Here is a 24,654-nt window from a genome sequence, read left to right as displayed (position 1 = left end):
AAACCACTACCTCAGCCGTTGGGCCCTACTGTCGCAACGATGGTCACTTGCTTGTTGTCAGGGATTTCCTGATAAGCCAACACATGCAAACCCGGGACTGCCAGTCGGCCAAATCGCGACAACATTGCGCGAACCGGACCGGCCACCAGCAGAATCACCGGTTGACCTTGCATTTCCTGACGCTGCGCCGCATCGATCAACGAGCGCTGCAGCTTCTCCGCCATGCTTGGCTCCAGCAGAACACCCTCTTCCGAGCCTTGTCCTGCCTTCTGAAGACTATTGAGCAATATCTGTTCCAACCTTGGCTCCAGAGTGATCACTGGTAGCTCGGAGTCAGTGCCTACAATGCTTTGCACGATTGCGCGCGATACGCCGACGCGCACTGCGGCCACCAATGCGGCAGTATCTTGACTCTTGGCCGCATTGTTGGCGATCGCTTCGGCGATGCTGCGAATATCGCGCACGGGCACCTGTTCGGCCAGCAGCGCCTGCAACACCTTGAGCAGTTGCGACAGCGAAACCACGCCCGGCACCAATTCCTCGGCCAGTTTAGGCGAGCTTTTGGCCAGCAACTGCATCAGTTGCTGGACTTCTTCGTGACCGATCAGTTCGCTGGAGTGCTTGTACAGAATCTGGTTCAAGTGGGTTGCCACGACCGTACTGGCATCGACCACGGTGTACCCGAGCGATTGCGCCTGGGCCCGCTGGCTGATTTCGATCCAGACCGCCTCCAGGCCAAATGCCGGATCCTTGGCAGTTATGCCATTAAGCGTGCCGTAAACCTGCCCCGGGTTGATCGCCAGTTCGCGATCCGGATAAATCTCCGCCTCGGCCAGGATCACCCCCATCAACGTCAGGCGATAGGCACTCGGCGCCAGATCGAGGTTGTCACGGATATGCACGGTCGGCATCAGGAAGCCCAGGTCCTGGGACAGCTTCTTGCGTACGCCCTTGATCCGCGCCAGCAACTGACCACCCTGATTGCGGTCAACCAACGGAATCAAGCGGTAGCCGACTTCAAGGCCAATCATGTCGATTGGGGTGACGTCATCCCAGCCAAGCTCTTTGGTTTCCATGGCACGGGCCGGCGAAGGCAGCAGTTCCTGCTGACGCTTGACCTCTTGCAGCGCCTGAACCTTGACCACGTTCTGTTTTTTCCAGAACAGGTAGGCACCACCGGCGGCGACGGCGGCCATGCTCAAGAACGAGAAGTGCGGCATGCCGGGCACCAGGCCCATCACTGCCATCAAGCCAGCGGCCACCGCCAACGCTTTGGGCGAGGCGAACATCTGGCGGTTGATTTGCTTGCCCATGTCTTCCGAACCGGAAGCACGGGTCACCATGATCGCTGCAGCGGTGGACAACAGCAGTGATGGCAATTGCGCCACCAAACCGTCACCAATGGTCAGCAGCGCGTAAACCTTGCCTGCGTCGGCAAATGACATGTTGTGCTGGAAGATACCAACCGCCATGCCGCCGATCAGGTTGATGAACAGAATCAGCAGGCCGGCGATGGCGTCACCGCGCACGAACTTACTGGCACCGTCCATGGAACCGTAGAACTCGGCTTCCTGAGCGACTTCCATCCGGCGCAGCTTGGCCTGGTTCTGATCGATCAGGCCGGCATTGAGGTCGGCGTCGATCGCCATTTGTTTGCCGGGCATCGCATCGAGGGTGAATCGCGCGCTCACCTCGGAAATCCGCCCGGCGCCCTTGGTCACCACGACGAAGTTGATAATCATCAAAATCGCGAACACTACGATACCGACCACGTAGTTACCGCCGATCACCACCTCACCGAAGGCCTGGATCACCTTACCGGCGGCAGCATGACCGTCCTGACCGTGGAGCATCACCACTCGCGTCGAGGCCACGTTCAGCGCCAGCCGCAACAGCGTCGCCACCAGCAGAATGGTCGGGAACACCGCAAAATCCAGCGGCCGCAAGGCGTAGACGCAGACCAGCAACACGACGATGGACAGCGCAATGTTGAACGTGAAGAACACGTCCAGCAGGAACGGCGGCACCGGCAGCATCATCATGGCCAGCATGACCAGCAGCAGCAACGGCACGCCCAGATTGCCCCGACTTAAGTCGGCAACGTTTGTGCGGGCACTGTTGAGTAACTGAGAGCGATCCACCGGTTTTCCCCGTTCCTTTAAAGCAAACTTTTGACGCCTGAAGCAGGCGCAGGGCGGCTATTGCAAGAAGCCTTCCAACTTTTGCAAAGGTCGTAAATAGAGGGGTTTATTAGGGTTTGTAGCAGCTGCCGAGCCTGCGAGGCTGCGTCCGAGGACGGAGTCCTCGCAAAGCCTTACGACTGCTTCGCCCGAGCGCGGACCGAGCCGGACGCAGCCTCGCAAGCTCGGCAGCTGCTACAGGCGTAGGGATCAGGAATCGCGGCGCAGATCCGGTGGAATCGGCAGATCATCCTTGAGCGGCTCCGGCGGCTTGCCCTTGCCCGCACGGTGCTGGCGGATCTGGTAGACGTAGGCCAGGACCTGAGCGACCGCCAGGTACAGCCCGCCGGGAATTTCCTGCTCAAGCTCGGTGGAGTGATAGATCGAACGCGCCAGGGCTGGCGATTCGAGCAGCAGCACCTCGTTGGCCACGGCGATTTCACGGATCTTCAAGGCCAGGAAATCAGTACCCTTGGCCAGTAGCACCGGCGCGCTGCCTTTGTCCGGGTCGTACTTGAGCGCGACGGCGTAGTGGGTCGGGTTGGTGATAACCACATCGGCCTCGGGAATGGCTGCCATCATCCGGCGCTGCGACATCTCGCGCTGCAACTGGCGAATGCGCTGCTTGACCTCCGGCCGCCCTTCCTGATCCTTGTGTTCGTCGCGCACCTCCTGCTTGGTCATCAGCAGTTTATTGTGGCTTTCCCACAACTGCACCGGCACGTCGACAGCGGCGATGATGATCAGCCCACAGGCCATCCACAACGTGCTCCAGCCGACGACTTGCAGACTGTGAATGATCGCCATCTCCAGCGGTTCGTGCGCGATACGCATCAGGTCGTCGATGTCGGAAGACAACACCGCCAGCGCCACGAACAGCACGATCAAAAACTTCGCCAGCGCCTTGAGCAGCTCGACGATAGCCTTGGCCGAAAACATTCGCTTGAGGCCCGCACCGGGGTTCATTCGACTGAATTTCGGTGCCATCGAGCCTGCCGCAAACAACCAGCCACCCAGGGAAATCGGGCCAATCAAAGCAGCCAGCAACAAGGTGATCATCACGGGTTGAATCGCGACCAGGGCAATCTGCCCTGAATGCAGCAGGAAGGCCCCCATGTTGCGCTGATCCAGAATGACTTCCCGCGACAGCGTGAAGTTCATCCGCATCAATTCCATCATCTCCTGCGCCAGGGCACCGCCGAAAATCAGCAATCCGCCCGCGCCGGCGAGCATGATCGCCAGGGTATTGAGCTCCTTGGAGCGCGCAATTTCACCCTTGTCCCGGGAGTCCTTTTTGCGTTTCTCCGTGGGGTCTTCTGTTTTGTCCTGACCGCTTTCGCTCTCAGCCATGACTCAGCGCGCCCGTGCCAGTTCGCGTAAAAACTGCAAGGCCTCGCTGGCCAGCGGTTGATACTGATTGATGATGTCCGCCAGCCCGACCCAGACAATGAACAGCCCGAGCACCAGCGTCAGCGGGAAACCGATAGAGAAAATGTTGAGCTGCGGCGCAGCCCGGGTCATCACGCCAAACGCGATGTTGACCACCAGCAGCGCCGTAATCGCCGGCAGCACCAGCAACAACGCGGCACCCAGGACCCAGCCAAGCTTGCCGGCCAGCTCCCAGAAATGATTGACCATCAACCCGCTACCGACCGGCAGCGTGGTGAAGCTTTCCGAGAGAATTTCGAAGACCACCAGATGCCCGTTCATCGACAGGAACAGCAGCGTGACCAGCATGGTGAAGAACTGCCCGATCACCGCCACCGAAACGCCGTTGGTGGGGTCGACCATCGACGCGAAACCCATGCCCATTTGAATCGAGACGATCTGCCCGGCGATCACGAAGGCCTGGAAAAACAACTGCAAGGAAAAGCCCAGCACCGCGCCAATCAGGATCTGCTCGGCAATCAGCAGCAACCCGCTCAGGTCCAGCGCATTGACCGGCGGCATCGGTGGCAGGCCCGGCGCAATCACCACGGTGATTGCCAGCGCGAAGTACAAACGCACTCGCTTGGGCACCAGCGTCGTACCGAACACCGGCATGACCATCAGCAACGACCCGATGCGAAACAGCGGCAACATGAAAGTCGCCACCCAGGTACTGATCTGGATGTCGGTCAGCTGCAACAACGAGGGCATGGTTCAGCCAATGACCTGAGGAATACTGCCGTACAGCTGCAGGATGTATTCCATGAACGTCTGCACCAGCCACGGACCGGCAACGATCAGCGTCACCAGCATGACCAACAGGCGCGGCAGGAAGCTCAGGGTCTGTTCGTTGATCTGCGTCGCGGCCTGGAACATCGCCACCAACAGGCCGACCAGCAGGCTGGGAATCACCAGCACGGCGACCATCATAGTGGTCAGCCACAGCGCTTCGCGAAAGATGTCTACCGCCACTTCCGGCGTCATGGCGATACACCGCCGAAGCTGCTCGCCAACGTACCGATGATCAACGCCCAGCCATCCACCAGCACGAACAACATGATTTTGAACGGCAGGGAAATAATCAGCGGCGAGAGCATCATCATCCCCATCGCCATCAACACACTGGCCACGACCAGGTCGATGATCAGGAACGGAATGAAGATCATGAAGCCGATCTGGAACGCGGTTTTCAGCTCGGACGTGACAAACGCCGGCACCAGAATGGTCAGCGGCGCCTGATCCGGCGAGGCGATATCGGTACGCTTGGACAGGCGCATGAACAGTTCAAGATCACTGCTGCGCGTCTGGGCCAGCATGAAATCCTTGATCGGCACCTGGGCCTTGGCGACGGCGTCCTGAGCGGTGAGTTTTTCCGCCAGATACGGTTGCAAGGCGTCCTGGTTCACCCGATCAAAGACGGGCGCCATGATGAACATCGTCAGAAACAACGCCATGCCCGTGAGAATCTGGTTCGACGGTGTCTGTTGCAGGCCCAGGGCCTGACGCAGAATCGAGAAGACGATGATGATCCGGGTGAAACTGGTCATCAGCATGACGAACGCCGGGATGAAACTCAGCGCCGTCATGATCAGCAGGATTTGCAGGCTGACCGAATATTCCTGAGCGCCATTGGCGTTGGTGCCCAGGGTGATCGCCGGGATCGACAACGGATCGGCGGCGAACGCCAGCGGTGCAGCCAGCATCAGGGCCAGCGTCAAGACGATGCGTAACGCACCCATTACTTCTTATCCTTCTGATCCTTGCCGAGCATCTTCAACAGATGCTGGGCAAACTCGGGGGTCGCTTTCTCAGTCCCGCCCGGCACTTGCACCGGCTCCTTGAGCACATGCAGCGCAGTGATGGTGCCAGGGCTGAGGCCGAGCAGAATCTGTTCGTTACCGACTTGCACCAGCATCAAACGGTCGCGCGGGCCCAGCGCACGGGAACCGATCAACTCGATCACCTGCCCTTTACCGGCCGGCCCGGCCTGCTGGACCCGGCGCAGCAGCCAGGCGAGGAAGAAGATCAACCCCAGCACCAACAGCAAGCCGAACACCAACTGTGTCAATTGCCCGGCCACACCGCTGCTGACGGCGGGCGCTGCGGCCACCGTCGCGGTCGTTACCGGTTCGGCAGCCAGCACGCTGAACGGCAACGCCAGCGCGAATGCCAGCAAAGAACCCAGGACCTTTTTCACTTAGCGCAGCTTCTTGATGCGTTCGCTTGGGCTGATCACATCGGTCAGGCGAATGCCGAACTTCTCGTTGACCACAACCACTTCGCCATGAGCGATCAATGTGCCGTTGACCAGCACGTCCAGCGGCTCGCCGGCCAGACGATCCAGCTCGATCACCGAACCCTGGTTGAGTTGCAGCAGGTTGCGAATGTTGATGTCGGTGCTGCCCACTTCCATGGAAATCGATACCGGGATATCCAGGATCACGTCCAGGTTCGGACCTTCCAGGCTTACCGGATCGTTGCTTTTCGCCACGCCGCCGAACTCTTCCATCGGCACACGGTTGGACGACGAGCCAGCGGTATCGGCAGCCAGCAAGGCGTCGATATCGTCCTGACCGGCGTCACCGGTTTCTTCCAGGGCCGCAGCCCACTCATCAGCCAGCGCCTGGTCGTCCTGGGCGTTCATATCGTCGTTCATCATTTGTCCTCGGCGGGCAACTATTCAATCAAGAGCAGTCAATTAATAGGGAAGTGGAGCGCCGGTCAGCGGCGCTCGATCGGCTCGATCACTTGCAACGCGAGGTTGCCTTTGTGCGAGCCCATCTTGACCTTGAAGGCCGGCACGCCATTGGCGCGCATGATCATGTCTTCCGGCATCTCGACCGGGATAACGTCCCCCGGCTGCATGTGCAGGATGTCGCGCAAGCGCAACTGGCGACGGGCAACCGTGGCGCTGATCGGCACGTCGACATCCAGCACGTCCTGACGCAAGGCATTGACCCAGCGCTCGTCCTGATCGTCGAGGTCGGACTGGAAACCGGCGTCGAGCATTTCACGCACCGGCTCGATCATCGAGTACGGCATGGTGACGTGCAGGTCGCCGCCACCGCCATCGAGTTCGATGTGGAACGTGGACACCACTACCGCTTCGCTCGGGCCGACGATGTTGGCCATGGCCGGGTTCACTTCCGAGTTGATGTACTCGAAGTTCACTTCCATGATCGCCTGCCAGGCTTCCTTCAAATCGACGAAGGCCTGCTCCAGCACCATGCGCACCACACGCAGTTCGGTCGGGGTGAATTCACGCCCCTCGATCTTGGCGTGACGGCCGTCGCCACCGAAGAAGTTGTCCACCAGCTTGAACACCAGCTTGGCGTCGAGGATGAACAGCGCGGTACCGCGCAACGGCTTGATCTTGACCAGGTTGAGGCTGGTCGGTACGTACAGCGAGTGCACGTATTCGCCAAACTTCATGACCTGCACACCGCCGACGGCAACGTCCGCCGAGCGGCGCAGCATGTTGAACATGCTGATGCGGGTGTAACGGGCAAAACGCTCGTTGATCATTTCCAGGGTCGGCATGCGTCCGCGGACGATGCGATCCTGGCTGGTCAGGTCGTAGCTTTTGACGCTGCCGGGTTCAGCAACGTTATCGGTCTGTACCAGACCATCGTCGACGCCATGCAACAGCGCATCGATCTCATCCTGGGACAGCAGGTCCTGCACGGCCATGTCGTGTTCCTACTGCAGTACGAAATTAGTGAAAAGCAACTGTTCGATAACCACTTTGCCGAGCTCTTTCTGCGCCACTTCCTGCACGCTGGCCGTAGCCTTCTGGCGCAACATTTCCTGACCAACCGGCGTTGCCAGCGTGGCGAAATCCTGACCGGAGAACAGCATGACCAGATTGTTGCGGATCACCGGCATGTGCACCTTGAGCGCTTCCAGGTCGGCCTGATTGCGCCCCTGCATGGTGATGCTCACCTGCATGTAGCGCTGACGGCCATTCTGGTTGTAGTTGGCCACGAAGGCCGGCGCCATGGGTTCGAAGATCGCGGGCTGCTTGCCAACCACTGCGGGTTCCGCGGCAACAGGCTTGCTCTGGGCGCTATTCATGAAGAACCAGGTCGCCCCCACGGACATGCCGATCGCCAGCAGCAAGGCCACCACGATCAAAATGATCAGCTTGATCTTGCCTTTGGTTGCGGGGTCTTTTACTGCTGCTTCGCTCTTCGCCATGCCAATAATCCGTCACTATTCGGGTTTTCACAGTCGCACGGCAAGGCAAGAGCAAGTGTTATGCCAGAAGTGTCGGAGGCAGTTGGGGCCGGGAGCTTCAGCCACCCTAAACGACTGTGGGAGCGGGCTTGCGCGCGATAGCGGTGTGACAGTCAATGAAGATTTTGACTGTCAGACCCTCATCGCGGGCAAGCCCGCTCCCACAGGTTTTTGTTGCGTTTGATCAGGCGTAGTAGTCGACCGCGCTTGAGCCGATCACGCTGCTGGTTTCGGCGGTGGCTTCAGTGATGGAAGCCGAAAGCTCCTCATCCATCGAATCAACGCGACCGCCACTGGCGCTGGTGCGTCCACCCTGCCCCTGCTGAGCCTGCTCTTGACCCTGCCCCTGCCAGCCACGGGACTGATCGGACACGTTGACGTCGACCTGCCCCATGCCCTGTTGCGAGAACATGTCACGCAGGCGATGCATTTGGCTGTCCAGCGCTTCGCGAACGCTTGGATGGGCGCTCATGAAGGTGACTTGGGTCTGCTGGTCCGGAACCATGTTCACCCGAATATCCAGGCGACCCAGTTCGGCCGGTTGCAACTGAATGTCCGCCGCCTTGAGATTGGCGCTGGAGAGGTACATGACCCGGTTGACCACTTCTTCGGTCCAGCCACTTTGATGCATGGCGATCGGCTGATTCACCGGCAACGCGTTGGCGGTCTTGGGTGTGGCTGCCTGAGTCAATGCCGCCAGACGGTTGGCGAAGTCGTCGACACGGGTATCGCTGCTGGCGGAGGTCAGGTCTTTCAGGCCATCGTCGATGAGACCGCTGAAGGCTTTCTCGCCGCCTTGGCTGGTGCTGTCTTTATCGACTTGCAGGTCGAGCATGCTCGCCATGCCGGCGGCAAAATTCTGCGCCGACGTCGGCTCGCTGTTGGCCTGGACTTGGGCCTGGGAAGCTTTTGGCTGGGCCTGGCTGGAAGCGGACACGTGACCACTTTGCTCCATGGCCAGACGCACGGCTGGTAGCGCATCAAGTGGATCGGCTTCAGGATCGAACCCGCTGTCAGCGAGAGGAGCGGCCACTTGCGCGGGAGCGGCAACGACGGCTGCAGCCACCGGCGCTTCAACTTTCGGCGCAACGCTCGCCACAACCGGTGCAGGTGCCGGCGTTACCGGCACAGTCACCAACGGCTGCACGGCTTGCATCAAGACAGGATCGAGGGCCGGATCGAGGGTCGGATCTGCCGGTGGAACATCGGCTACCGGCGTATCAATTGTCAGCAGTGGGTCATCGCTGGCCGTCGTGTCATCTGTCGGCGCCGGTTTATCGGCGGGCAAGGAATTGCCGCTATCGGCAACCGCAGGTTCCACGACGGCAGCCGTATCGGTGCTGGCGCCAGGCTTGGCGGCGTCTTGCGGCGCATTGTCAGTCGTCGGCTTGGCCGATTTATCAGCGACCACAACAGGCGTGTCCTGACCCTGTTTGGCGTAAACCTCAGCAAAGCTGGACGCCTTGTCCCCTGGCTCGGCAGCCACCGCCGGGGTATTGGCGGAAGCGGCGGGAGTCTTGGCCGCCGGGCTGGCCTGAAGAAGTGAATTGGGGGTAACGGGCATAAAACGGTCTCCGCTGCACTGGGATCGTAGGTACAGTTGATCGGTATACGTGCAAGTGTCGGGCCAGAATTGCCAGAATAATGTTTAAAACGTCGAGTGGCTGGATAGCCCAGCCAGAGAGCGTTGCTTTTCCGCCCCGTAAAGCACTCGGACGATGGCGAATTCAGCCTCAATTTTCTCCACCAGATTCCCAATGACTTCGGGGCTTTCTTGCTTGGCACGCCGTTCAAGGTCACCGCACAACTCAGCCAGGCGAACGGCGCCCATGTTACTGCTGCTTCCCTTGAAGCTATGGGCGGTTTCCACGAGCTGCGCGGCATCGCCAGCCTTTTTCAGCAGAAGCAAACGCTCTTCTGAATCGCGAAGGAACGTATCCAGCAATTCGGGATAGTCTTGTTCCATGACCTCTTGCAACGCGCTCAGCACGTTTCGGTCCAGATGTTCGTCAGCCACTTGCTCACTCCTTGATCAAGAATGGGTGAATTATGCCAGAGCCTCCCAGAGAAACTCCACGCGCGCACTTCGACCATCGTCAGACCAGCTCGCGTTACGGCTCAACTGGCGGATAAGACTGATGCCACGACCCGACAGACGGATACCATCAAGCGGTCGCTCCAGCACCCGATCCACATCAAAACCGATACCGCTGTCCTCAACCCGAACAATCAGCCGACCGCCCTCGCCTTCGGGCACCACTTGCAAATGCACCCGCACATAGCCGTCCTGCAGCGCCTCCAGCCGCTCATTTCGCTGAAGATAATAACGCGCGAACCCCGACGAATCACGCTTGAGGCTTGAATCCAGCCCCAGCACGCCGTGCTCCAGGGCATTGGAATACAGCTCGGCGAGCACGCTGTGAAGCGCGCCACTTTGAGCCCGCAGCCCATGAACCTCAAGCAACAACTGCAAGAGGTATGGCAGCGGGTTGAAACGCTTGAGGGTGGCCGCACGAAACTCGAAACTCACCGACCAGTCCAGCGGGCAGGACTGACCACTGTCGGAATACACCAGTGCCGGCGGGCTCAGTTGCGCCGCCTCCAGCAGACTGACCTCGACCATACTCACGTCATCACGGGCCTGGCCACCGAAATCGCGCAAGGCCTGTTCGATTTCCTCAAACAGCAGGTCAGGCTGACGATTGGCTGCAAACACCTGCTGCAACCGGTCCACGCCAAACAATTGTTCGTGGCTATCGCAGGTGTCGATGACCCCGTCGGACAGCAGGAACACGCGATCCCCGACCGCCATCGGAAACACTTCGGTGCGGTCATCGAAGGTTTGCGGACTCAGCACCCCCAGCGGCAGGTGGCGCGCTTTCAATCGTTTGCGCTCCCCCGTAGCAATGACGTGCAGGTAGCCATCCGGCATTCCGCCATTCCAGACTTCCACCGAACGTCGTTGAAAACTCAAACTCAACAGCGTTGCGCAACAGAACATGTCCACCGGCAGGATGCGTTTGAGCTTGGCGTTCATTTCACGCAGGGTTTCGGCCAGCCCGTAGCCCTTGGCGGTCATGCCGTAGAACACTTCCGCCAGCGGCATGGCGCCCACGGCCGCCGGCAAGCCATGGCCGGTGAAATCCCCCAGCAGCACGTGCATGTCGCCGGCCGGGGTGAAGGCCGCTAACAGCAGATCACCGTTGAACAGCGCATAGGGTGATTGCAGGTAGCGGATGTTCGGCGCATTCAGACAGCCCGAATGCGCCACTTTGTCGAACACCGCCTTCGCCACCCGCTGCTCATTGAGCAAATAATCGTGATGTTTGGCGATCAGGTCGCGCTGTTGCAGCACCGTCGCCTGCAAGCGGCGCAAGCGATCCATCGCGTTGATCTTGGCGGCGAGAATGACCGGGTTGTAGGGCTTTGCCAAAAAGTCGTCACCGCCGGCCTCCAGGCAACGGGCCAAGGCTTCACTTTCGGTGAGCGACGTCAGAAAGATGATCGGCACCAGGGTTTCCCCGGCCAACAGTTTGATCTGGCGCGCCGCCTCGAAACCGTCCATCACCGGCATCATGGCGTCCATCAAGACCAGTTGCGGTCGCTGTTCACGAAATGCATCGACCGCTTCGGCGCCATTGGCGGCCGTCAGCACCTCATGGCCCTGGCGACGGACGATAGTCGACAGCAGCATGCGATCGGCCGCGCTGTCTTCGGCGATGAGTATCGTCAGGGGGGCGAGCGACTGCATGGCAGTCAACTGATGTCGAACAGCTTGTCGAAGTTGGAGATGGCGAGGATCTTCCTGACGTCCGAACTGCTGTTGACCACGCGAATATCGGAATCGTCGCCACCGGCGTGATCCCGTAGCAGCAGCAACATGCCCAGCGCGGAGCTGTCGAGGTAGGTCGCATCTTTCAAGTCGACCACGACCGCCGAAAGCGCCTTGTCCTCGTAAGACTCACGAAACTCCTGATGCTTGGCGAAATCGAATCGTCCCTTGATCGAAATCGTCAGTTTTTGCCCATCTTTGGACACTTCTGAGATGACTGACATTTAACGGCTTCCTTGTCATGGGGTAGCGTGCTGTACAAGGTTTAGCACTTGGTAGAGAGGGGAGCAAGGCGCAGCGATTGTTCAATACGGATTCTGACGCGGCAAGCGCTGGGACAGCTCATCCAGCAATCTCTGCTCGCGCTTGTCCTCCAACTGCCGCGCTTCGTCCATGTAACGTTGTACAAGTTTGCGCAAGCCTTCAACCCGCGCGAACGCCTGCTGCCAGGAATCGCGCGCTTTGCTCAGGTTGTTTTGATGCCAGTTCAGGCTCTGTCGCTGCTGATCGATGGCCGTACCGAGTTGCGTCAGAAAGCCCTGATAGCCGAGCAACCACTGACCAGAAACGCCACTGCTGCCGCGCACGATCCATTGTTCCTGGTATTCGAGGCGAAAGGCTTCGAGGTCGGCGAGTTTGCTTTCCGCCACGCGAACCTGACCCTGAAAGTGCCCGAGGCGCATGACGGCGGTTTTCTCGGCCTTTTCGGCCATTTCCACCACCGGCGCCAGGCGCGCGGCTCGACTCAGGGCCATGGTCGGTTAGCCGCCCGCTGCCGGGGCAAAGACGGAGGCGAGATGGTTGACGCTGGCGCCCATGCCAATGTTGTCGTTCAAACCCTGACGCAGGTAAGTAACCATGGCCGGCTGGAGGGAGATCGCGGTGTCGGTTTCACGATCGCCGCCCGGCACATAGGCACCGACGCTGATCAGATCGCGACTCTGCTGATAGCGTGACCAGTATTGCTTGAACATTTGCGCACGGGTCATGTGTTCCGGGCTGACCACCGACGGCATGACCCGGCTGATGGACGCTTCGATATCGATGGCCGGGTAATGCCCTTCCTCGGCCAGGCGCCGGGACAACACGATGTGCCCGTCGAGCACGCCTCGCGCGGCATCGGCAATCGGGTCCTGCTGATCATCGCCTTCGGACAACACCGTGTAGAAGGCGGTGATCGAACCTCCGCCCTTCTCGGCGTTACCGGCCCGCTCCACCAGTTTTGGCAACTTGGCGAACACCGACGGCGGATAACCCTTGGTGGCAGGTGGTTCGCCGATGGCCAGGGCGATTTCCCGCTGAGCCTGGGCAAAACGGGTCAGGGAGTCCATGAGCAACAGGACGTTCTTGCCCTTATCGCGGAAATATTCGGCGATGCGCGTGCAGTACATCGCTGCGCGCAGACGCATCAGCGGCGCATCGTCCGCAGGCGACGCCACTACCACGGAACGCTTGAGCCCTTCTTCACCGAGGATGTGCTCGATGAATTCTTTAACTTCGCGACCCCGCTCACCGATCAGCCCGACGACGATGATGTCGGCCTCGGTGAAGCGCGTCATCATGCCCAACAGCACCGACTTACCGACGCCGGTACCGGCGAACAGCCCGAGCCGCTGACCGCGACCGACTGTCAACAAACCGTTGATGGTACGAATGCCAACGTCCAGCGGTTCGCTGATCGGCTCGCGCTTGAGCGGGTTGATCGTGGGGCCGTCCATCGGCACCCAGTCTTCGGCTTTCATCCCGCCCTTGCCGTCGAGCGCGCGGCCGGCGCCATCAAGCACCCGCCCGAGCATGCTCATGCCCATCGGCAAGCGACCGGTATCGGCCAGGGGAACCACGCGGGCACCGGGCGCAATACCGGCAACGCTGCCGACCGGCATCAGGAAAACTTTGCTGCCGGAGAAGCCCATGACCTCGGCTTCGACCTGCACCGGGTGATACGTGTCGTCGTTGATGACCATGCAGCGGCTGCCCATGGCCGCCCGCAAGCCTTCGGCTTCGAGAGTCAGGCCGACCATGCGCAACAAACGGCCTTCCAGGATCGGCGCGCCGGCAAGCTCCGTGGCCTCGGCGTAACCGCCCAGGCGCTTGGCGAAGCTGGTGCGATCAAGGCGCATCGGGGTCGTCCAGTGTCGGCTCGGCAACAGGTTTTTCGTCGACCGGAACGTCCAGGCTCAGATCCGGCGCAGACGGGTGCAACGCCTGATCGTGCAGTTGATCGAGCAACTTGGCCATGACTTGGGCAACGCGGGTTTCGACGGTGGCATCGATGCGGCTGTGTTCCGTCTCGACGCGGCAACCGCCAGGCAACAGCGACTCGTCTTCGACGATGCGCCAGGTTTCTTCATGGCGTTCGCGCAGGGCTTTGACTTGTTCGAAGTCTTGCGGGTTGATGTACAAGCGCACGTTACCCACGCCCAATGGCAGGAGCTTGAGCGCTTCACGCATGACGTGTTCGATCTGTGTCGAATCGATGGCCAATTCGCGCTGGATCACCTGTTTGGTGATGTGCTGCACGAGGTCGACCAGCGATTTTTCAATCTGGGTGTCCTGCTCGGCGATGGGCTCGAACAGGTTGACCATCAGTTGCTCCAGCCCGGCGATTTTCGGCGCCAGGGCCGCTTCGGCTTCCTGACGGACCTTGAGCGTGGTGCTGTGGAAACCTTCTTTCTCGCCAACGGCGAAGCCTTCGTTGTAGGCCTCCTGGCGAATGGCTTCGAGCTCTTCGAGGGTCAGTGGCTGGACTTCTTCCAGCGGCACTTCTTCCATCTCCGGTGGCTCGGGCTCAGGTTCTGGCTCGGGCTCCGGGACGAAAGGGTCGAAACTGGGCAGCGCCCAGACGTCGAAACCGGCAACGTGCTTACCGCGAATCAGGTCGGTCTGGGACTCATCATGTTTGGACGACATAGTGACCTTAGATCATCTCTTCGCCGCCCTTCCCGCCGAGAACGATTTCTCCGGCTTCGGCCATACGGCGGGCAATGGTGAGGATTTCTTTCTGCGCGGTTTCCACGTCGCTGACGCGCACCGGGCCTTTGGCCTCGAGGTCGTCGCGCAACAGTTCGGCCGCCCGTTTGGACATGTTCTTGAAGATCTTTTCCTTGACGCCTTCGTCCGAACCCTTGAGGGCCAGCACCAGCACGTCGGAGGACACTTCGCGCAGCAACGCCTGAATTCCGCGGTCGTCGACATCGGACAGGTTGTTGAACACGAACATGAGGTCTTCGATCTGACCGGACAGGTCTTCGTCGACTTCGCGGATCGAGTCCATCAGCTGACCTTCGATCGAGCTGTCGAGGAAGTTCATGATGTCGGCCGCGCGCTTGATACCACCCAGGGTGGTGCGCGAGGCATTCGAGTTGCCGGAGAACTGCTTCTCGAGAATCTGGTTGAGTTCCTTCAGGGCCGCCGGCTGCACAGTGTTCAGCGAGGAGACTCGCAGAATGATGTCCAGTCGTACCTTGTGGTCGAAGTTACCCAGCACTTCGCCAGCCTGATCCGGGTCGAGATACGCCACCACGATCGCCTGGATCTGCGGGTGCTCGTAACGGATCACGTCGGCGACGGCGCGCGGCTCCATCCACTTCAGGCTGTCGAGGCCGCTGGTGTTGCCACCCAGTAGGATGCGGTCGATCAGGCCGTTGGCCTTGTCTTCGCCCAGTGCCTGGGTGAGCATTTTGCGCACGTAGTCGTCGGAGCCGACGCCCAGGCTGGTCTGGTCGCCGACGATGTCGACGAACTCGCTCATGACCTGTTCGACTTGCTCGCGGTGCACGTTGCCCATCTGGGCCATCGCCACACCTACACGCTGGACCTCTTTAGGCCCCATGTGGCGCAACACCTGGGCAGCATCGGTCGAACCGAGGGACAGCAGCAGGATCGCGGCTTTGTCGACCTTGGTCAGTTTGGCGGCAACGGCTCGGTTATCACTCATCTGCGTTAATCCACTCTTTCACGACCTGGGCCACGCGACCCGGGTCTTCTGCCACCAGACTCTTGATTGCATTCAACTGTGCGTCATAGCCTTCGCTCGGGCTCGGCAGCAGGATGCTTTGCGGGCCGCCGAGGCTGACGCGATCGTTGGCCAGTTCGCCGTCCAGGCCGACCATGCCACCGAGTTCTCCGTCGCTGCCCAAGCCAGCCAGTTGCTTGTCTTTGCCGCCACCGGTGATGTTGTTGAGCACCGGACGCAGCACGCCGAACACCAGCACGAGGATGAACAAGACACCCATCACTTGCTTGACGATGTCCCAGAACCACGGCTGCGAGTAGAACGGAATATCGGCAATCACTTCACCGCGTTCTGCGGAGAACGGCATGTTGATCACGCTGACGCTGTCGCCACGGCTGGCGTCGAAACCGACGGCGTCCTGCACCAGGCGAGTGAAGCGTGCCAATTCGTCGGCACTCCACGGCGCACGGGTGGTTTCGCCGTTGGCTGCATTGACCTTGACCTGATCGTCCACCACCACCGACACCGACAGGCGATTCAATCGACCCTGCTGTTGCTTGGTGTGACTGATGGAGCGGTCGAGCTCGAAGTTCTTGGTGGATTGTTGACGCTTGTCTGCCGGGTACGGCGCCAGCATTGGCTGACCGGTGGCAGGATCCATGATTTGCTGGCCGTTGGCATCGATCAACGGCTGGCCTGGCTGCACCATGCCGGCTGAGGCGGTCGTGCCACCAGTGGTTTGCGGTGCCGAGGCTGGCGACGGCGGCTGGTTGCTCAAGGCACCCGGCACACCTTGCGGGCCATTGCTGGCGGTGCGTTGTTCGTTGACCGATTGCTCGCTGCGCAACGCCGGTTGATCCGGGTTGAACTGCTCGGAGGTCGACTCGACGGCACTGAAATCGACGTCAGCCGAGACTTCGGCTTTATAGCGGTCATTGCCCAACACCGGTTGCAGGATGTTGTGCACGCGCTGGGTCAGCATGGTTTCCATGCGACGGCTGTAATCGAATTGCTTGCCGGCCATCGTCAGTTCGGAGTTCTCCGCCTGATCCGACAGCAGGTTGCCTTTCTGGTCGACGACGGTGATCTGCGATTTGCTCAGTTCAGGAACACTGGTCGCGACCAGGTTGATGATCGCGATCACCTGACCCGGTTCCAGCGAACGACCGGAATACAGCTCAACCAGTACCGAAGCGCTTGGCTTGCGTTCATCACGCACGAACACCGAGCTTTTCGGAATCGCCAGGTGCACGCGGGCACCCTTGACGTTGTTCAGGCTGGAAATGGTCCGTGCCAGTTCGCCTTCGAGGCCGCGACGATAACGGGTCGCTTCCATGAACTGGCTGGTCCCGAGCCCCTGGTCCTTGTCGAGGATTTCAAAGCCGATGTTGCCATCGCTGGGAGTGACACCAGCGGCCGCGAGCTTGAGACGCGCACGGGACAGGTCATCGGCCTTGACCAGCAAGGCACCGGAATTGGGTTCAACGGTATAGGGAATATCGGCGGAGGCCAGGGTGTCCATGACCTGCTTGGCGTCCATACCGGCAAGGCTGCCGTACAGAGGCCGGTAGTCCGGCTGCTGGGACCACAGCACGACGGCAAAACCAATCGCCACGCTCGCAGCCAGGCCGACCAACAGGCCTACCTGACGCAACATGGTCATCTCGGAGAGGTTTTCCAGGAAGGACAACCCGAACAGCGGCGGTTTGCCGTCTATTGGAGTGACCTTGGCCGGAACGTTATCGGCGACTGCTTCTGCCATGACTCAATTCGTCCTTAAACCGGCATCTGCATGATGTCTTGGTAAGCCTGAACCAGCTTGTTGCGCACTTGCGTCAACGCCTGGAAAGACACGCTGGCCTTCTGCGAGGAGATCATTACGTCCGTCAGGTCGACGCCGCTCTTGCCGATCTCGAAGGCACTGGCCAACTGATTGGACGCCTGCTGGGTGTCGTTCACTTTATTGACGGCCTGACCGAGCATGTCGGAAAAGCTGCTGCCACCCAATTCAGGGACTGCGGCAGTCGATTTCGGCGCAGACATGGCATCCATTTGCATGGAACGCATATCCAGCATCAACCGATTAAATTCAATACCTTGGCTCATGGTCTACTCTCATTGGCGACCCGCAATTTTTTGACACTCACTCGGCGGGTAGTGAGGTGTTAGCAACAAGGGTGCCAGCTCCGTGGCCACTCCAAACAAAACCGCATCCTCACAACCTGTAACGCTATCTGTAGCAGCTGGCGCAGCCTGCGTCCGGCTGCGCAGCAGTCGTAAAATCAGTCAATGCGGTGTTTCAGGAAAATCGAGTACTCAGGCTTTACGACTGCTACGCAGCCGGACGCAGGCTTCGCCAGCTGCTACAGGGATCCGGTGGCGAACAAGTAAGCTTCGACGTCCATGCCGGCGTCGCGCATCTGCGCCAGCTTGTAGCGCAAGGTGCGCGGGCTGATGCCCAGTCGTTCGGCGGCCTCTTTGCGACGGCCGCGCTCGGAACGCAAGGTGTCGACGATCATCTGGTACTCGCGGCGACGCAGGTCATCACCCAAAGCGCCAGCCGATTCAGCATCAACCTCCACCGCACGCACCGGCACCGGCGCCATTGCAGGCAACGGCGCGCAGGCGACCGGCCCGGACAGGCAGAAATCCTGCGGCTGAATCAAACCACCCTGCTGCAAAATCAAGGCACGCTGGATCGCATTATCCAGCTCCCGCACGTTGCCCGGCCACGGATATCCCATCAGGCAGGCCTGCGCCTCGGGCGACAGCTTCGCCGCGGCATGCTTCATTTTATTGACGTGCTTGGCCAGAAGGCGCTCGGCCAGCGGCAGGATGTCGGCGGTGCGTTCGCGCAGCGGACGCCAGGCCAGCGGAAACACCGACAGCCGATAGTAAAGGTCTTCACGAAAACGCCCCGCCGCCACCTCACCGGCCAGATCCCGGTTGGTGGTGGCCACCACTCGGATGTCGAGCGTGATCGTTTTGCGTGCGCCCACCCGCTCGACTTCGCGCTCCTGCAAAACACGCAGCAACTTGGCTTGAAGTCCAAGGGGCATTTCGGAAATTTCGTCGAGCAGAATCGTGCCGCCGTCAGCCTGTTCGAACTTGCCAGCCTGCGCCGCGATGGCGCCAGTGAACGAACCTTTTTCGTGACCGAACAACGTGGCTTCGAGCATGTTGTCGGGAATCGCCGCACAGTTGATCGCAATGAACGGCTGACTGGCGCGATGGGAATACTGGTGAATGTAGCGCGCCAACACTTCTTTACCCGTGCCCGATTCGCCAGAGATCAACACCGTGGAATCACTGCGCGCCACTCTGGCGGCTAATTCCAGCAATTGCGCACTGGCCGGCTCGAACGCCACCGGGCCTTCGCCCTCGGCCGTACCGAGATTGCCCAGCGCATGCCGCGCCACCAAATCAAGCAATGCCTTGGGTTCGAACGGCTTGACCAAATAATCCGCCGCGCCCTGGCGCATTGCATCGACCGCCCGCTCGACGGCGCCATGAGCCGTCATCAGCAACACCGGCAATTGCGGCTGACGCGCCCGAAGCAAGCCAAGCAGTTGATGCCCGTCCATGCCCGGCATGTTGACGTCACTGATGACCAGATTGAACGCCTCGACAGCCACAGCCGCCAACGCATCCTCGGCCGAGCCGACTGCCTTGTAGTCGTGACCCGCCAACATCAGCGTATCGGCCAACGCTTCGCGCAGCGCGCGGTCATCTTCGACCAGCAGAACCTTGATTGTCATGCCCTTCACTTCGCTCCCTGAGCATTGCGCTTTTCACCCGAAAACAGCGGCAGGATCACTTGCGCACACGTACCGCGCCCGGGCCGCGAGTGCAGCTGCAATTCTCCCTGATGCGCACGCGCTACCGCCTTGACCACGGTCAGGCCCAGGCCGGTTCCGGTGGTCTTGGTGGTAAAGAACGGCTCCCCCAGACGCGCCAGCACTTTGCTGTCGATGCCACTGCCACTGTCGCTGACGCACACGCGCAGGTTGTTTTCACGGGTATAAAAGTGAACCTTCAAACGGACATCGCCGGCACTCGCCTGAATCGCATTCTCGATCAGATTGAGGATCGCCCCAATCAGCGTGTCGCGATTGCACAGCAACTCTCCGGCGTGACTGTCGCACTGCCAACGCACCGGCAAATCCTGAACCTGGGTCAATGCCGCCGCTTGCAGCGACCGCATCAGCTGCCCGGGCGTGAGGCGATCGGTCAACGGTAACTCCCCACGCGCGAACACCAGCATGTCGCGAACCTGATGCTCCAACTCATGCAAGCGCTCTTTCAGGCGACCGGCAAAACGTTGCTGCGTTGCGACGGGGAGTTCCTGCTCAGTCAAGTGACTGGCGTAAAGCAGAGCGGCCGACAACGGCGTACGAATTTGATGAGCCAGCGAGGCAACCATTCGACCCAGGGAAGACAATCGCTCATGACGGGCCAGTTGATCTTGCAGGTGGCGGGTTTCAGTCAGGTCGTTGAGCAACACCAACTGCCCCGGCTCAGCATCAAGCGAGCGAGTGGCGATCGACAGACGGCGACCGTCCTTTAGCGAAACTTCGTGACCGTCGTCTTCGCGAGGCGCGAAGCAACGGGCGATGACATGGCGCCACAGCTCTCCTTCCAGAGGCAACCCAAGCAATTCGCAAGCCGCCGGGTTGGCTTCGCGCACGATGCCTTGGGCATCGATAACGATGACGCCGCCGGGCAATAGATCGAGGAGGTTTTGCAGACGATTAGCCAGGCGTTCTTTTTCCGCCAGCTCTTGCATGCGCTGGGCACTGACCACGGCCAGCTCGCCCTTGAGCTCAGTGACCCGAGCTTCAAGCATGCTGTAGGAATCGGTCAATTGGCTCGACATCTGACTGAACAGTGCAAAGGCCTGCTCAAGGCCTGGCCGGTTTGCCTGCTCTACGGACGACAGTTGCCCCGAGGTGTCAGGGACAGGAGACATCTGGGCGGCTTGGGGCATCGTGCTCTCTCGCTTGGCTGACCGTCAGTTAAACGGAACGTTGCGAGGGACTTAGCAATACCCGTGCCTAAAAAAAACCGCCCAAATATGAAGGACTTGAAAAACAGGCGTCAATCATCCGCCTGTTCATCACCGTCACGACGACTCATGCCGTACTTGCGCATCTTTTCCACCAGCGTGGTGCGACGAATACGCAGGCGTTCAGCCGCGCGTGCAACGATGCCATTGGCATCATCCAGCGCCTGCTGAATCAGGCCCTGCTCCAGACCACCGAGGTAGTCCTTCAGGTCCAGGCCTTCCGGCGGCAGCATGGCATTGGCGGTGAAGTCCGGGGTATGACCATTGATGGCCACCCGCTCTTCAAGCTCGCTGCGCAAGCTGTCGACCAGCTGCTCGTCTTCGTCATCGACGTAGCGGAATTTCTTCGGCAACTCGACGACGCCGATTACCCCGTACGGGTGCATGATCGCCATACGCTCCACCAGGTTGGCGAGCTCGCGGACGTTGCCCGGCCAACCGTGACGGCACAGCGACATGATCGCGGCGGAGTTGAAACGGATCGAACCGCGCTTCTCGTGCTCCATGCGCGAGATCAACTCGTTCATCAGCAACGGAATGTCTTCGACGCGTTCGCGCAGCGGCGCCATTTCGATCGGGAACACATTCAGGCGGTAGTACAAGTCTTCGCGGAACGTGCCGATCTCGATCATGCTTTCGAGATTCTTGTGGGTCGCGGCAATGATGCGCACGTCGACGCTCTGGGTCTTGTTGCTGCCCACGCGCTCGAAAGTGCGTTCCTGCAGCACGCGCAACAGCTTGACCTGCATCGGCAGCGGCATGTCGCCGATTTCATCGAGGAACAGCGTACCGCCATTGGCCAGTTCGAAACGCCCGGCACGGCTGGTGATCGCCCCGGTGAAGGCACCTTTCTCATGACCGAACAATTCGCTTTCCAGCAACTCGGCCGGGATCGCCCCACAGTTGACTGGAACGAATGGCGCATCACGGCGCTTGGAGTGGTAATGCAAGTTGCGCGCAACCACTTCCTTGCCAGTGCCGGACTCACCGAGGATCAGCACGCTGGCGTCGGTGTCGGCCACTTGCTGCATCATCTGACGGACGTGTTGAATCGCCCGGCTGGTGCCGACAAGGCTGCGGAACAGATTGGGTTCACGGTGACGACCGCGCTCGCGAGCCTGGTCGTACATCTCGCGATAGACCTGGGCACGGTGCAGCGAATCGAGCAATTTGCTGTAGCTGGGTGGCATTTCGAGGGTCGAAAGTACCCGGCGACGCTGGTCTTCTGGCAGGTCAACGGAAGAATTATCGCCCATTAACAAAACCGGAAGGAACTCATCCCAGGTTGCGAGTGTCTTTAACAAGCCCGTAAGTGCGCCAGGAGCATTGACCGTCCCGATGAGGACACAGATCACTTCACGACTTGATGACAAAGAGCCGACAGCCTGCTGCCAGTCATGGCTACCACAGGGTAAATTTTCTTCGCCAAGAAAATTTAAAATCACCGCCAGGTCGCGGCGACGGACGCTATCGTCATCAATCAGCAGAATTTTGGTTTCACGCCACATGCAATAGCAACTTCCCTAGTCAACTCAATGCCCAAAAATGATGGGGCAAGCTAGACGCTTGCAGACACATTCTGCCTGTAAACGTCTGAAATCTGGAACCAGCCACTAGTTAAGTCAAAAAACCGTGCACAGTCAAATTTATGGCGCACTATCATTGGATTAACTGAGGATTAATTAACCGAACAGATGGTAAACCTTTGCCGCGTTCTGTGCTTGATGGATCTGCGACATCTCGTCGACTATCGCTTGCCTCTCCCCCGTCGCCGCCTCAAGAAGCTGCTTGTACACCCCAAGCAACTCCTCAAGATTGTCGCGCAACGCGGCCTCGTCCACCGAAGCTTCACTCAAGACGTCTTCCATGCAGGACCGGCACGCCAGGTCCAACTCACCGATGGCCTCCCAATTACGCTCGGCCAATGCACCGACCAGGGCTTCGCGGGTGTGTTCGATTCGCTGCAATACAAGACTCATGGTGACCCCCTTAAAACTGCGGAACAGGTGCGGCGATACCATCCCAACCGTCTTTGACAGTACGAAGCAAATCAGAGACTTCGTCGAGAATCTTCGGATCAGTCTTAATATTGGCTTCTGCCAGACGCTTCATCATGTAGGTGTATAGATTATCCAGTTCACCGACCGTTTCGATGGAGTTTTCGAGGTCCAGGCCTTCACGCAAACCACCGATGATGCCGATGGCCTTGCCGATCAGAATGCCTTTGTTCGGAATGTCTTTACGCTCCATCGCGCCTTTGGCCTGGGCAATACGATCCAGGCCACCTTCCATCAGCATCTGCACCAGTCGATGAGGACTGGCTTCGGAAGTTTGCGCTTGAGCGCCAATCTTCTGGTACTGGCGAAGGGCTAACATTGGATTCATGTTGTACCTCATCAAAATTCTGTGTTCGTCTAACCAGTGTATCGACGACGCGTCAAAAAACTTTAGATTCAAATGCAAAAAGCCCGGAGCGCTTGAAAACGCTGCCGGGCTTTTGGCGTTTTGGGTGTTACGAGTTCTTCTGCTGAGCAGCCATGGCATCGAACATGCTGGTGATATTGCTGGCTGTCGCCTTCAATTTACCAACGAGGGAATCCATGTCGTTGTACTTTTTAGTCAATAGAGCGGTCAGCGTTTCGACTCGACGATCCAAATCAGCCTGATCGGCGGTCAGCTTGGTTTTGGTTTTATTCAGGTTGGCGGTGCGTGTGTCGATAATGCCACCGGTATCGGTGTAGGGCTTGATCACATTGTTCATGCGCTCAAGCAGACCGTTAGTACCGGTAAACAGGGTCTGAACCTCGCCACCAAGCTTCTTGTCGTTCATGGCAGCGGTGAACTTGGTGCCATCAAAGGTCAACGCACCGGTTTTCTGGTCGGTGTTGATCCCCAGCTGCGACAGAACAGTCAGCTTGTCGCCGGCACCGGTCTGGGACAATGGGCCACGAATGGCCGCCAACAGGGCACGAGGCATCGGGTCACCGGTCAGCGCAGCCGGTACGGTTGGCTTGCCATCGTCGTCCAGGGACGGCTTGGTCAGCGAGGTCACAGCGTTGGCGACTGCGTTGTAGGCGTCGACAAACTTCTGGATCGACGCTTTCAGACCATCGTTGTTGGAAGCGACGGTTACAGTCGATGTACCTACGGCGACCAGGTTCAGACTCAGACCAGAGATCGTCTTGTCGATGGTATTGGACTTGCTGGTCATTGCCAGACCGTCGACCGAGAACACCGCATCCTTGGCAAGGGCACTAATGGCACCCGAAGACGTCGCCGTCGGGGTGGCGCCCATTGGGAGCGACCCGTTGATTGCCAGTTCCGCAATGCCGCTGGCAGAGATATCAGAACCTGCACCGGTCGTGGTAGAGCCCAACACCAGGCGGGAACCGAAACTGTCGGTCACGATGTTGGCGCTCAGACCACTGGCCTGGTACTGGCTGTTGATCGAGTCACGCACCGATTGCAGCGTGGCGCCCGCACCGACGGTAACAGGGTAGCTGGTGCCGTTCTGAGTAATGGTCAGCGTGCCCGGAGTGATCGCACTGGTCGCACCGCCGGCAAATGCCGCAGAGGCTACTTTGGACGCAGTGGCAAGACTGGTGACGTTGACGACGTAGTTGCCGGCAACAGCCGTGTTACTGGACGTGGCGGTCAGCACCTTGGCGTCGGACGACGTGGCCGCATACCCCGTGAACTGAGGGGTTGTCGTGCTGCCCAGATCGGCGAGCGCTTTCTGGAACGTGGCCAGAAGCGACTTCAGGGTACCGATCCCAGAGATGCTCGCGGTATTGGTAGTGGTCCCACGGTCGATCTGACCTTGCTTGGCCGCTTTGTCAGCGTTCACCAAGGCCTTGACGATAGCACCGGTATCAATACCTGAACCTAAACCCGTGCCCGGTAAAATTGGACTTGCCATGTGGAACTCCCTTCAGTGTGTCGCCGGTCTTTTGACCAC

General features: G+C 59.6%; 25 protein-coding genes. All 25 read right to left on the bottom strand.

Annotation, left to right across the window (positions count from 1 at the left end; translation table 11 throughout):
- Positions 1 to 11: 11 nt before the first annotated feature.
- Positions 12 to 2,141 (bottom strand): flagellar biosynthesis protein FlhA, encoded by a 2,130-nt coding sequence (flhA, locus tag LOY55_RS07740; RefSeq protein WP_046032841.1) that lies wholly within the window; start codon positions 2,139 to 2,141, stop codon positions 12 to 14.
- 249 nt (positions 2,142 to 2,390) lie between these two features.
- Entirely contained in the window at positions 2,391 to 3,530 is a 1,140-nt protein-coding gene (gene flhB / locus LOY55_RS07735) for a flagellar biosynthesis protein FlhB (RefSeq protein ID WP_223522588.1), read from the bottom strand.
- Positions 3,531 to 3,533: 3 nt separating this feature from the next.
- Positions 3,534 to 4,319, bottom strand: coding sequence for a flagellar biosynthetic protein FliR (gene fliR / locus LOY55_RS07730; RefSeq protein WP_046032839.1), 786 nt, complete (start codon positions 4,317 to 4,319; stop codon positions 3,534 to 3,536).
- Positions 4,320 to 4,322: 3 nt separating this feature from the next.
- Positions 4,323 to 4,592 carry a flagellar biosynthesis protein FliQ gene (gene fliQ / locus LOY55_RS07725; protein ID WP_007948918.1) on the bottom strand — a complete coding sequence of 90 codons (270 nt, stop codon included), beginning with the start codon at positions 4,590 to 4,592 and terminating at the stop codon, positions 4,323 to 4,325.
- Positions 4,589 to 5,347: a flagellar type III secretion system pore protein FliP gene (fliP, locus tag LOY55_RS07720; protein ID WP_109786416.1), complete on the bottom strand. Its 759-nt coding sequence runs from the start codon at positions 5,345 to 5,347 to the stop codon at positions 4,589 to 4,591. Before fliP ends, fliQ begins: the two co-directional genes overlap by 4 nt.
- Entirely contained in the window at positions 5,347 to 5,805 is a 459-nt protein-coding gene (gene fliO / locus LOY55_RS07715) for a flagellar biosynthetic protein FliO (protein ID WP_046032837.1), read from the bottom strand. Before fliO ends, fliP begins: the two co-directional genes overlap by 1 nt.
- Positions 5,806 to 6,264 carry a flagellar motor switch protein FliN gene (gene fliN, locus LOY55_RS07710; protein ID WP_046032836.1) on the bottom strand — a complete coding sequence of 153 codons (459 nt, stop codon included), beginning with the start codon at positions 6,262 to 6,264 and terminating at the stop codon, positions 5,806 to 5,808. It abuts the gene before it with no gap.
- Between the two features lie 65 nt (positions 6,265 to 6,329).
- Positions 6,330 to 7,298 (bottom strand): flagellar motor switch protein FliM, encoded by a 969-nt coding sequence (fliM, locus tag LOY55_RS07705; protein WP_046032835.1) that lies wholly within the window; start codon positions 7,296 to 7,298, stop codon positions 6,330 to 6,332.
- Between the two features lie 9 nt (positions 7,299 to 7,307).
- On the bottom strand, positions 7,308 to 7,805 hold the full coding sequence (fliL, locus tag LOY55_RS07700) for a flagellar basal body-associated protein FliL (protein ID WP_046032834.1): 498 nt from the start codon (positions 7,803 to 7,805) through the stop codon (positions 7,308 to 7,310).
- A 223-nt stretch (positions 7,806 to 8,028) separates the two neighbouring features.
- Positions 8,029 to 9,408, bottom strand: coding sequence for a flagellar hook-length control protein FliK (locus LOY55_RS07695; RefSeq protein ID WP_223522586.1), 1,380 nt, complete (start codon positions 9,406 to 9,408; stop codon positions 8,029 to 8,031).
- An 84-nt stretch (positions 9,409 to 9,492) separates the two neighbouring features.
- Positions 9,493 to 9,861: an Hpt domain-containing protein gene (locus tag LOY55_RS07690; protein ID WP_046032832.1), complete on the bottom strand. Its 369-nt coding sequence runs from the start codon at positions 9,859 to 9,861 to the stop codon at positions 9,493 to 9,495.
- A 30-nt stretch (positions 9,862 to 9,891) separates the two neighbouring features.
- Positions 9,892 to 11,595 (bottom strand): fused response regulator/phosphatase, encoded by a 1,704-nt coding sequence (locus LOY55_RS07685; protein ID WP_109786413.1) that lies wholly within the window; start codon positions 11,593 to 11,595, stop codon positions 9,892 to 9,894.
- A gap of 5 nt (positions 11,596 to 11,600) precedes the next feature.
- The gene (locus tag LOY55_RS07680; protein ID WP_109786412.1) at positions 11,601 to 11,900 is read right to left on the bottom strand and encodes an STAS domain-containing protein; all 300 of its coding nucleotides are present in this window, start codon (positions 11,898 to 11,900) and stop codon (positions 11,601 to 11,603) included.
- Between the two features lie 81 nt (positions 11,901 to 11,981).
- Positions 11,982 to 12,431, bottom strand: coding sequence for a flagellar export protein FliJ (fliJ, locus tag LOY55_RS07675; protein WP_223522585.1), 450 nt, complete (start codon positions 12,429 to 12,431; stop codon positions 11,982 to 11,984).
- Positions 12,432 to 12,437: 6 nt separating this feature from the next.
- The gene (gene fliI / locus LOY55_RS07670) at positions 12,438 to 13,796 is read right to left on the bottom strand and encodes a flagellar protein export ATPase FliI (protein ID WP_046032828.1); all 1,359 of its coding nucleotides are present in this window, start codon (positions 13,794 to 13,796) and stop codon (positions 12,438 to 12,440) included.
- On the bottom strand, positions 13,786 to 14,586 hold the full coding sequence (gene fliH / locus LOY55_RS07665) for a flagellar assembly protein FliH (protein ID WP_046032827.1): 801 nt from the start codon (positions 14,584 to 14,586) through the stop codon (positions 13,786 to 13,788). Before fliH ends, fliI begins: the two co-directional genes overlap by 11 nt.
- Before the next feature lie 7 nt (positions 14,587 to 14,593).
- Positions 14,594 to 15,613 (bottom strand): flagellar motor switch protein FliG, encoded by a 1,020-nt coding sequence (gene fliG, locus LOY55_RS07660; RefSeq protein WP_007894195.1) that lies wholly within the window; start codon positions 15,611 to 15,613, stop codon positions 14,594 to 14,596.
- Entirely contained in the window at positions 15,606 to 17,393 is a 1,788-nt protein-coding gene (gene fliF / locus LOY55_RS07655) for a flagellar basal-body MS-ring/collar protein FliF (RefSeq protein ID WP_109786410.1), read from the bottom strand. The genes fliG and fliF overlap by 8 nt, the downstream gene beginning before the upstream one ends.
- 14 nt (positions 17,394 to 17,407) lie before the next feature.
- Positions 17,408 to 17,737: a flagellar hook-basal body complex protein FliE gene (fliE, locus tag LOY55_RS07650; protein WP_008072611.1), complete on the bottom strand. Its 330-nt coding sequence runs from the start codon at positions 17,735 to 17,737 to the stop codon at positions 17,408 to 17,410.
- Between the two features lie 257 nt (positions 17,738 to 17,994).
- Positions 17,995 to 19,389, bottom strand: a complete 1,395-nt coding sequence (locus tag LOY55_RS07645; RefSeq protein WP_223522584.1) for a sigma-54 dependent transcriptional regulator — start codon at positions 19,387 to 19,389, stop codon at positions 17,995 to 17,997.
- 5 nt (positions 19,390 to 19,394) lie between these two features.
- Positions 19,395 to 20,600 carry a PAS domain-containing sensor histidine kinase gene (locus LOY55_RS07640; protein WP_223522605.1) on the bottom strand — a complete coding sequence of 402 codons (1,206 nt, stop codon included), beginning with the start codon at positions 20,598 to 20,600 and terminating at the stop codon, positions 19,395 to 19,397.
- Between the two features lie 128 nt (positions 20,601 to 20,728).
- Positions 20,729 to 22,204, bottom strand: a complete 1,476-nt coding sequence (locus tag LOY55_RS07635) for a sigma-54 dependent transcriptional regulator (protein ID WP_046032824.1) — start codon at positions 22,202 to 22,204, stop codon at positions 20,729 to 20,731.
- Positions 22,205 to 22,378: 174 nt separating this feature from the next.
- Positions 22,379 to 22,675 (bottom strand): hypothetical protein, encoded by a 297-nt coding sequence (locus LOY55_RS07630; protein ID WP_046032823.1) that lies wholly within the window; start codon positions 22,673 to 22,675, stop codon positions 22,379 to 22,381.
- 10 nt (positions 22,676 to 22,685) lie between these two features.
- On the bottom strand, positions 22,686 to 23,081 hold the full coding sequence (fliS, locus tag LOY55_RS07625) for a flagellar export chaperone FliS (RefSeq protein WP_046032822.1): 396 nt from the start codon (positions 23,079 to 23,081) through the stop codon (positions 22,686 to 22,688).
- 127 nt (positions 23,082 to 23,208) lie between these two features.
- Entirely contained in the window at positions 23,209 to 24,615 is a 1,407-nt protein-coding gene (fliD, locus tag LOY55_RS07620) for a flagellar filament capping protein FliD (protein WP_109786408.1), read from the bottom strand.
- Positions 24,616 to 24,654: the final 39 nt, after the last annotated feature.

It is taken from the genome of Pseudomonas sp. B21-040, from assembly GCF_024748695.1.
GTDB lineage: Bacteria > Pseudomonadota > Gammaproteobacteria > Pseudomonadales > Pseudomonadaceae > Aquipseudomonas.
This window is presented reverse-complemented; position numbering and strand designations above follow the sequence as displayed.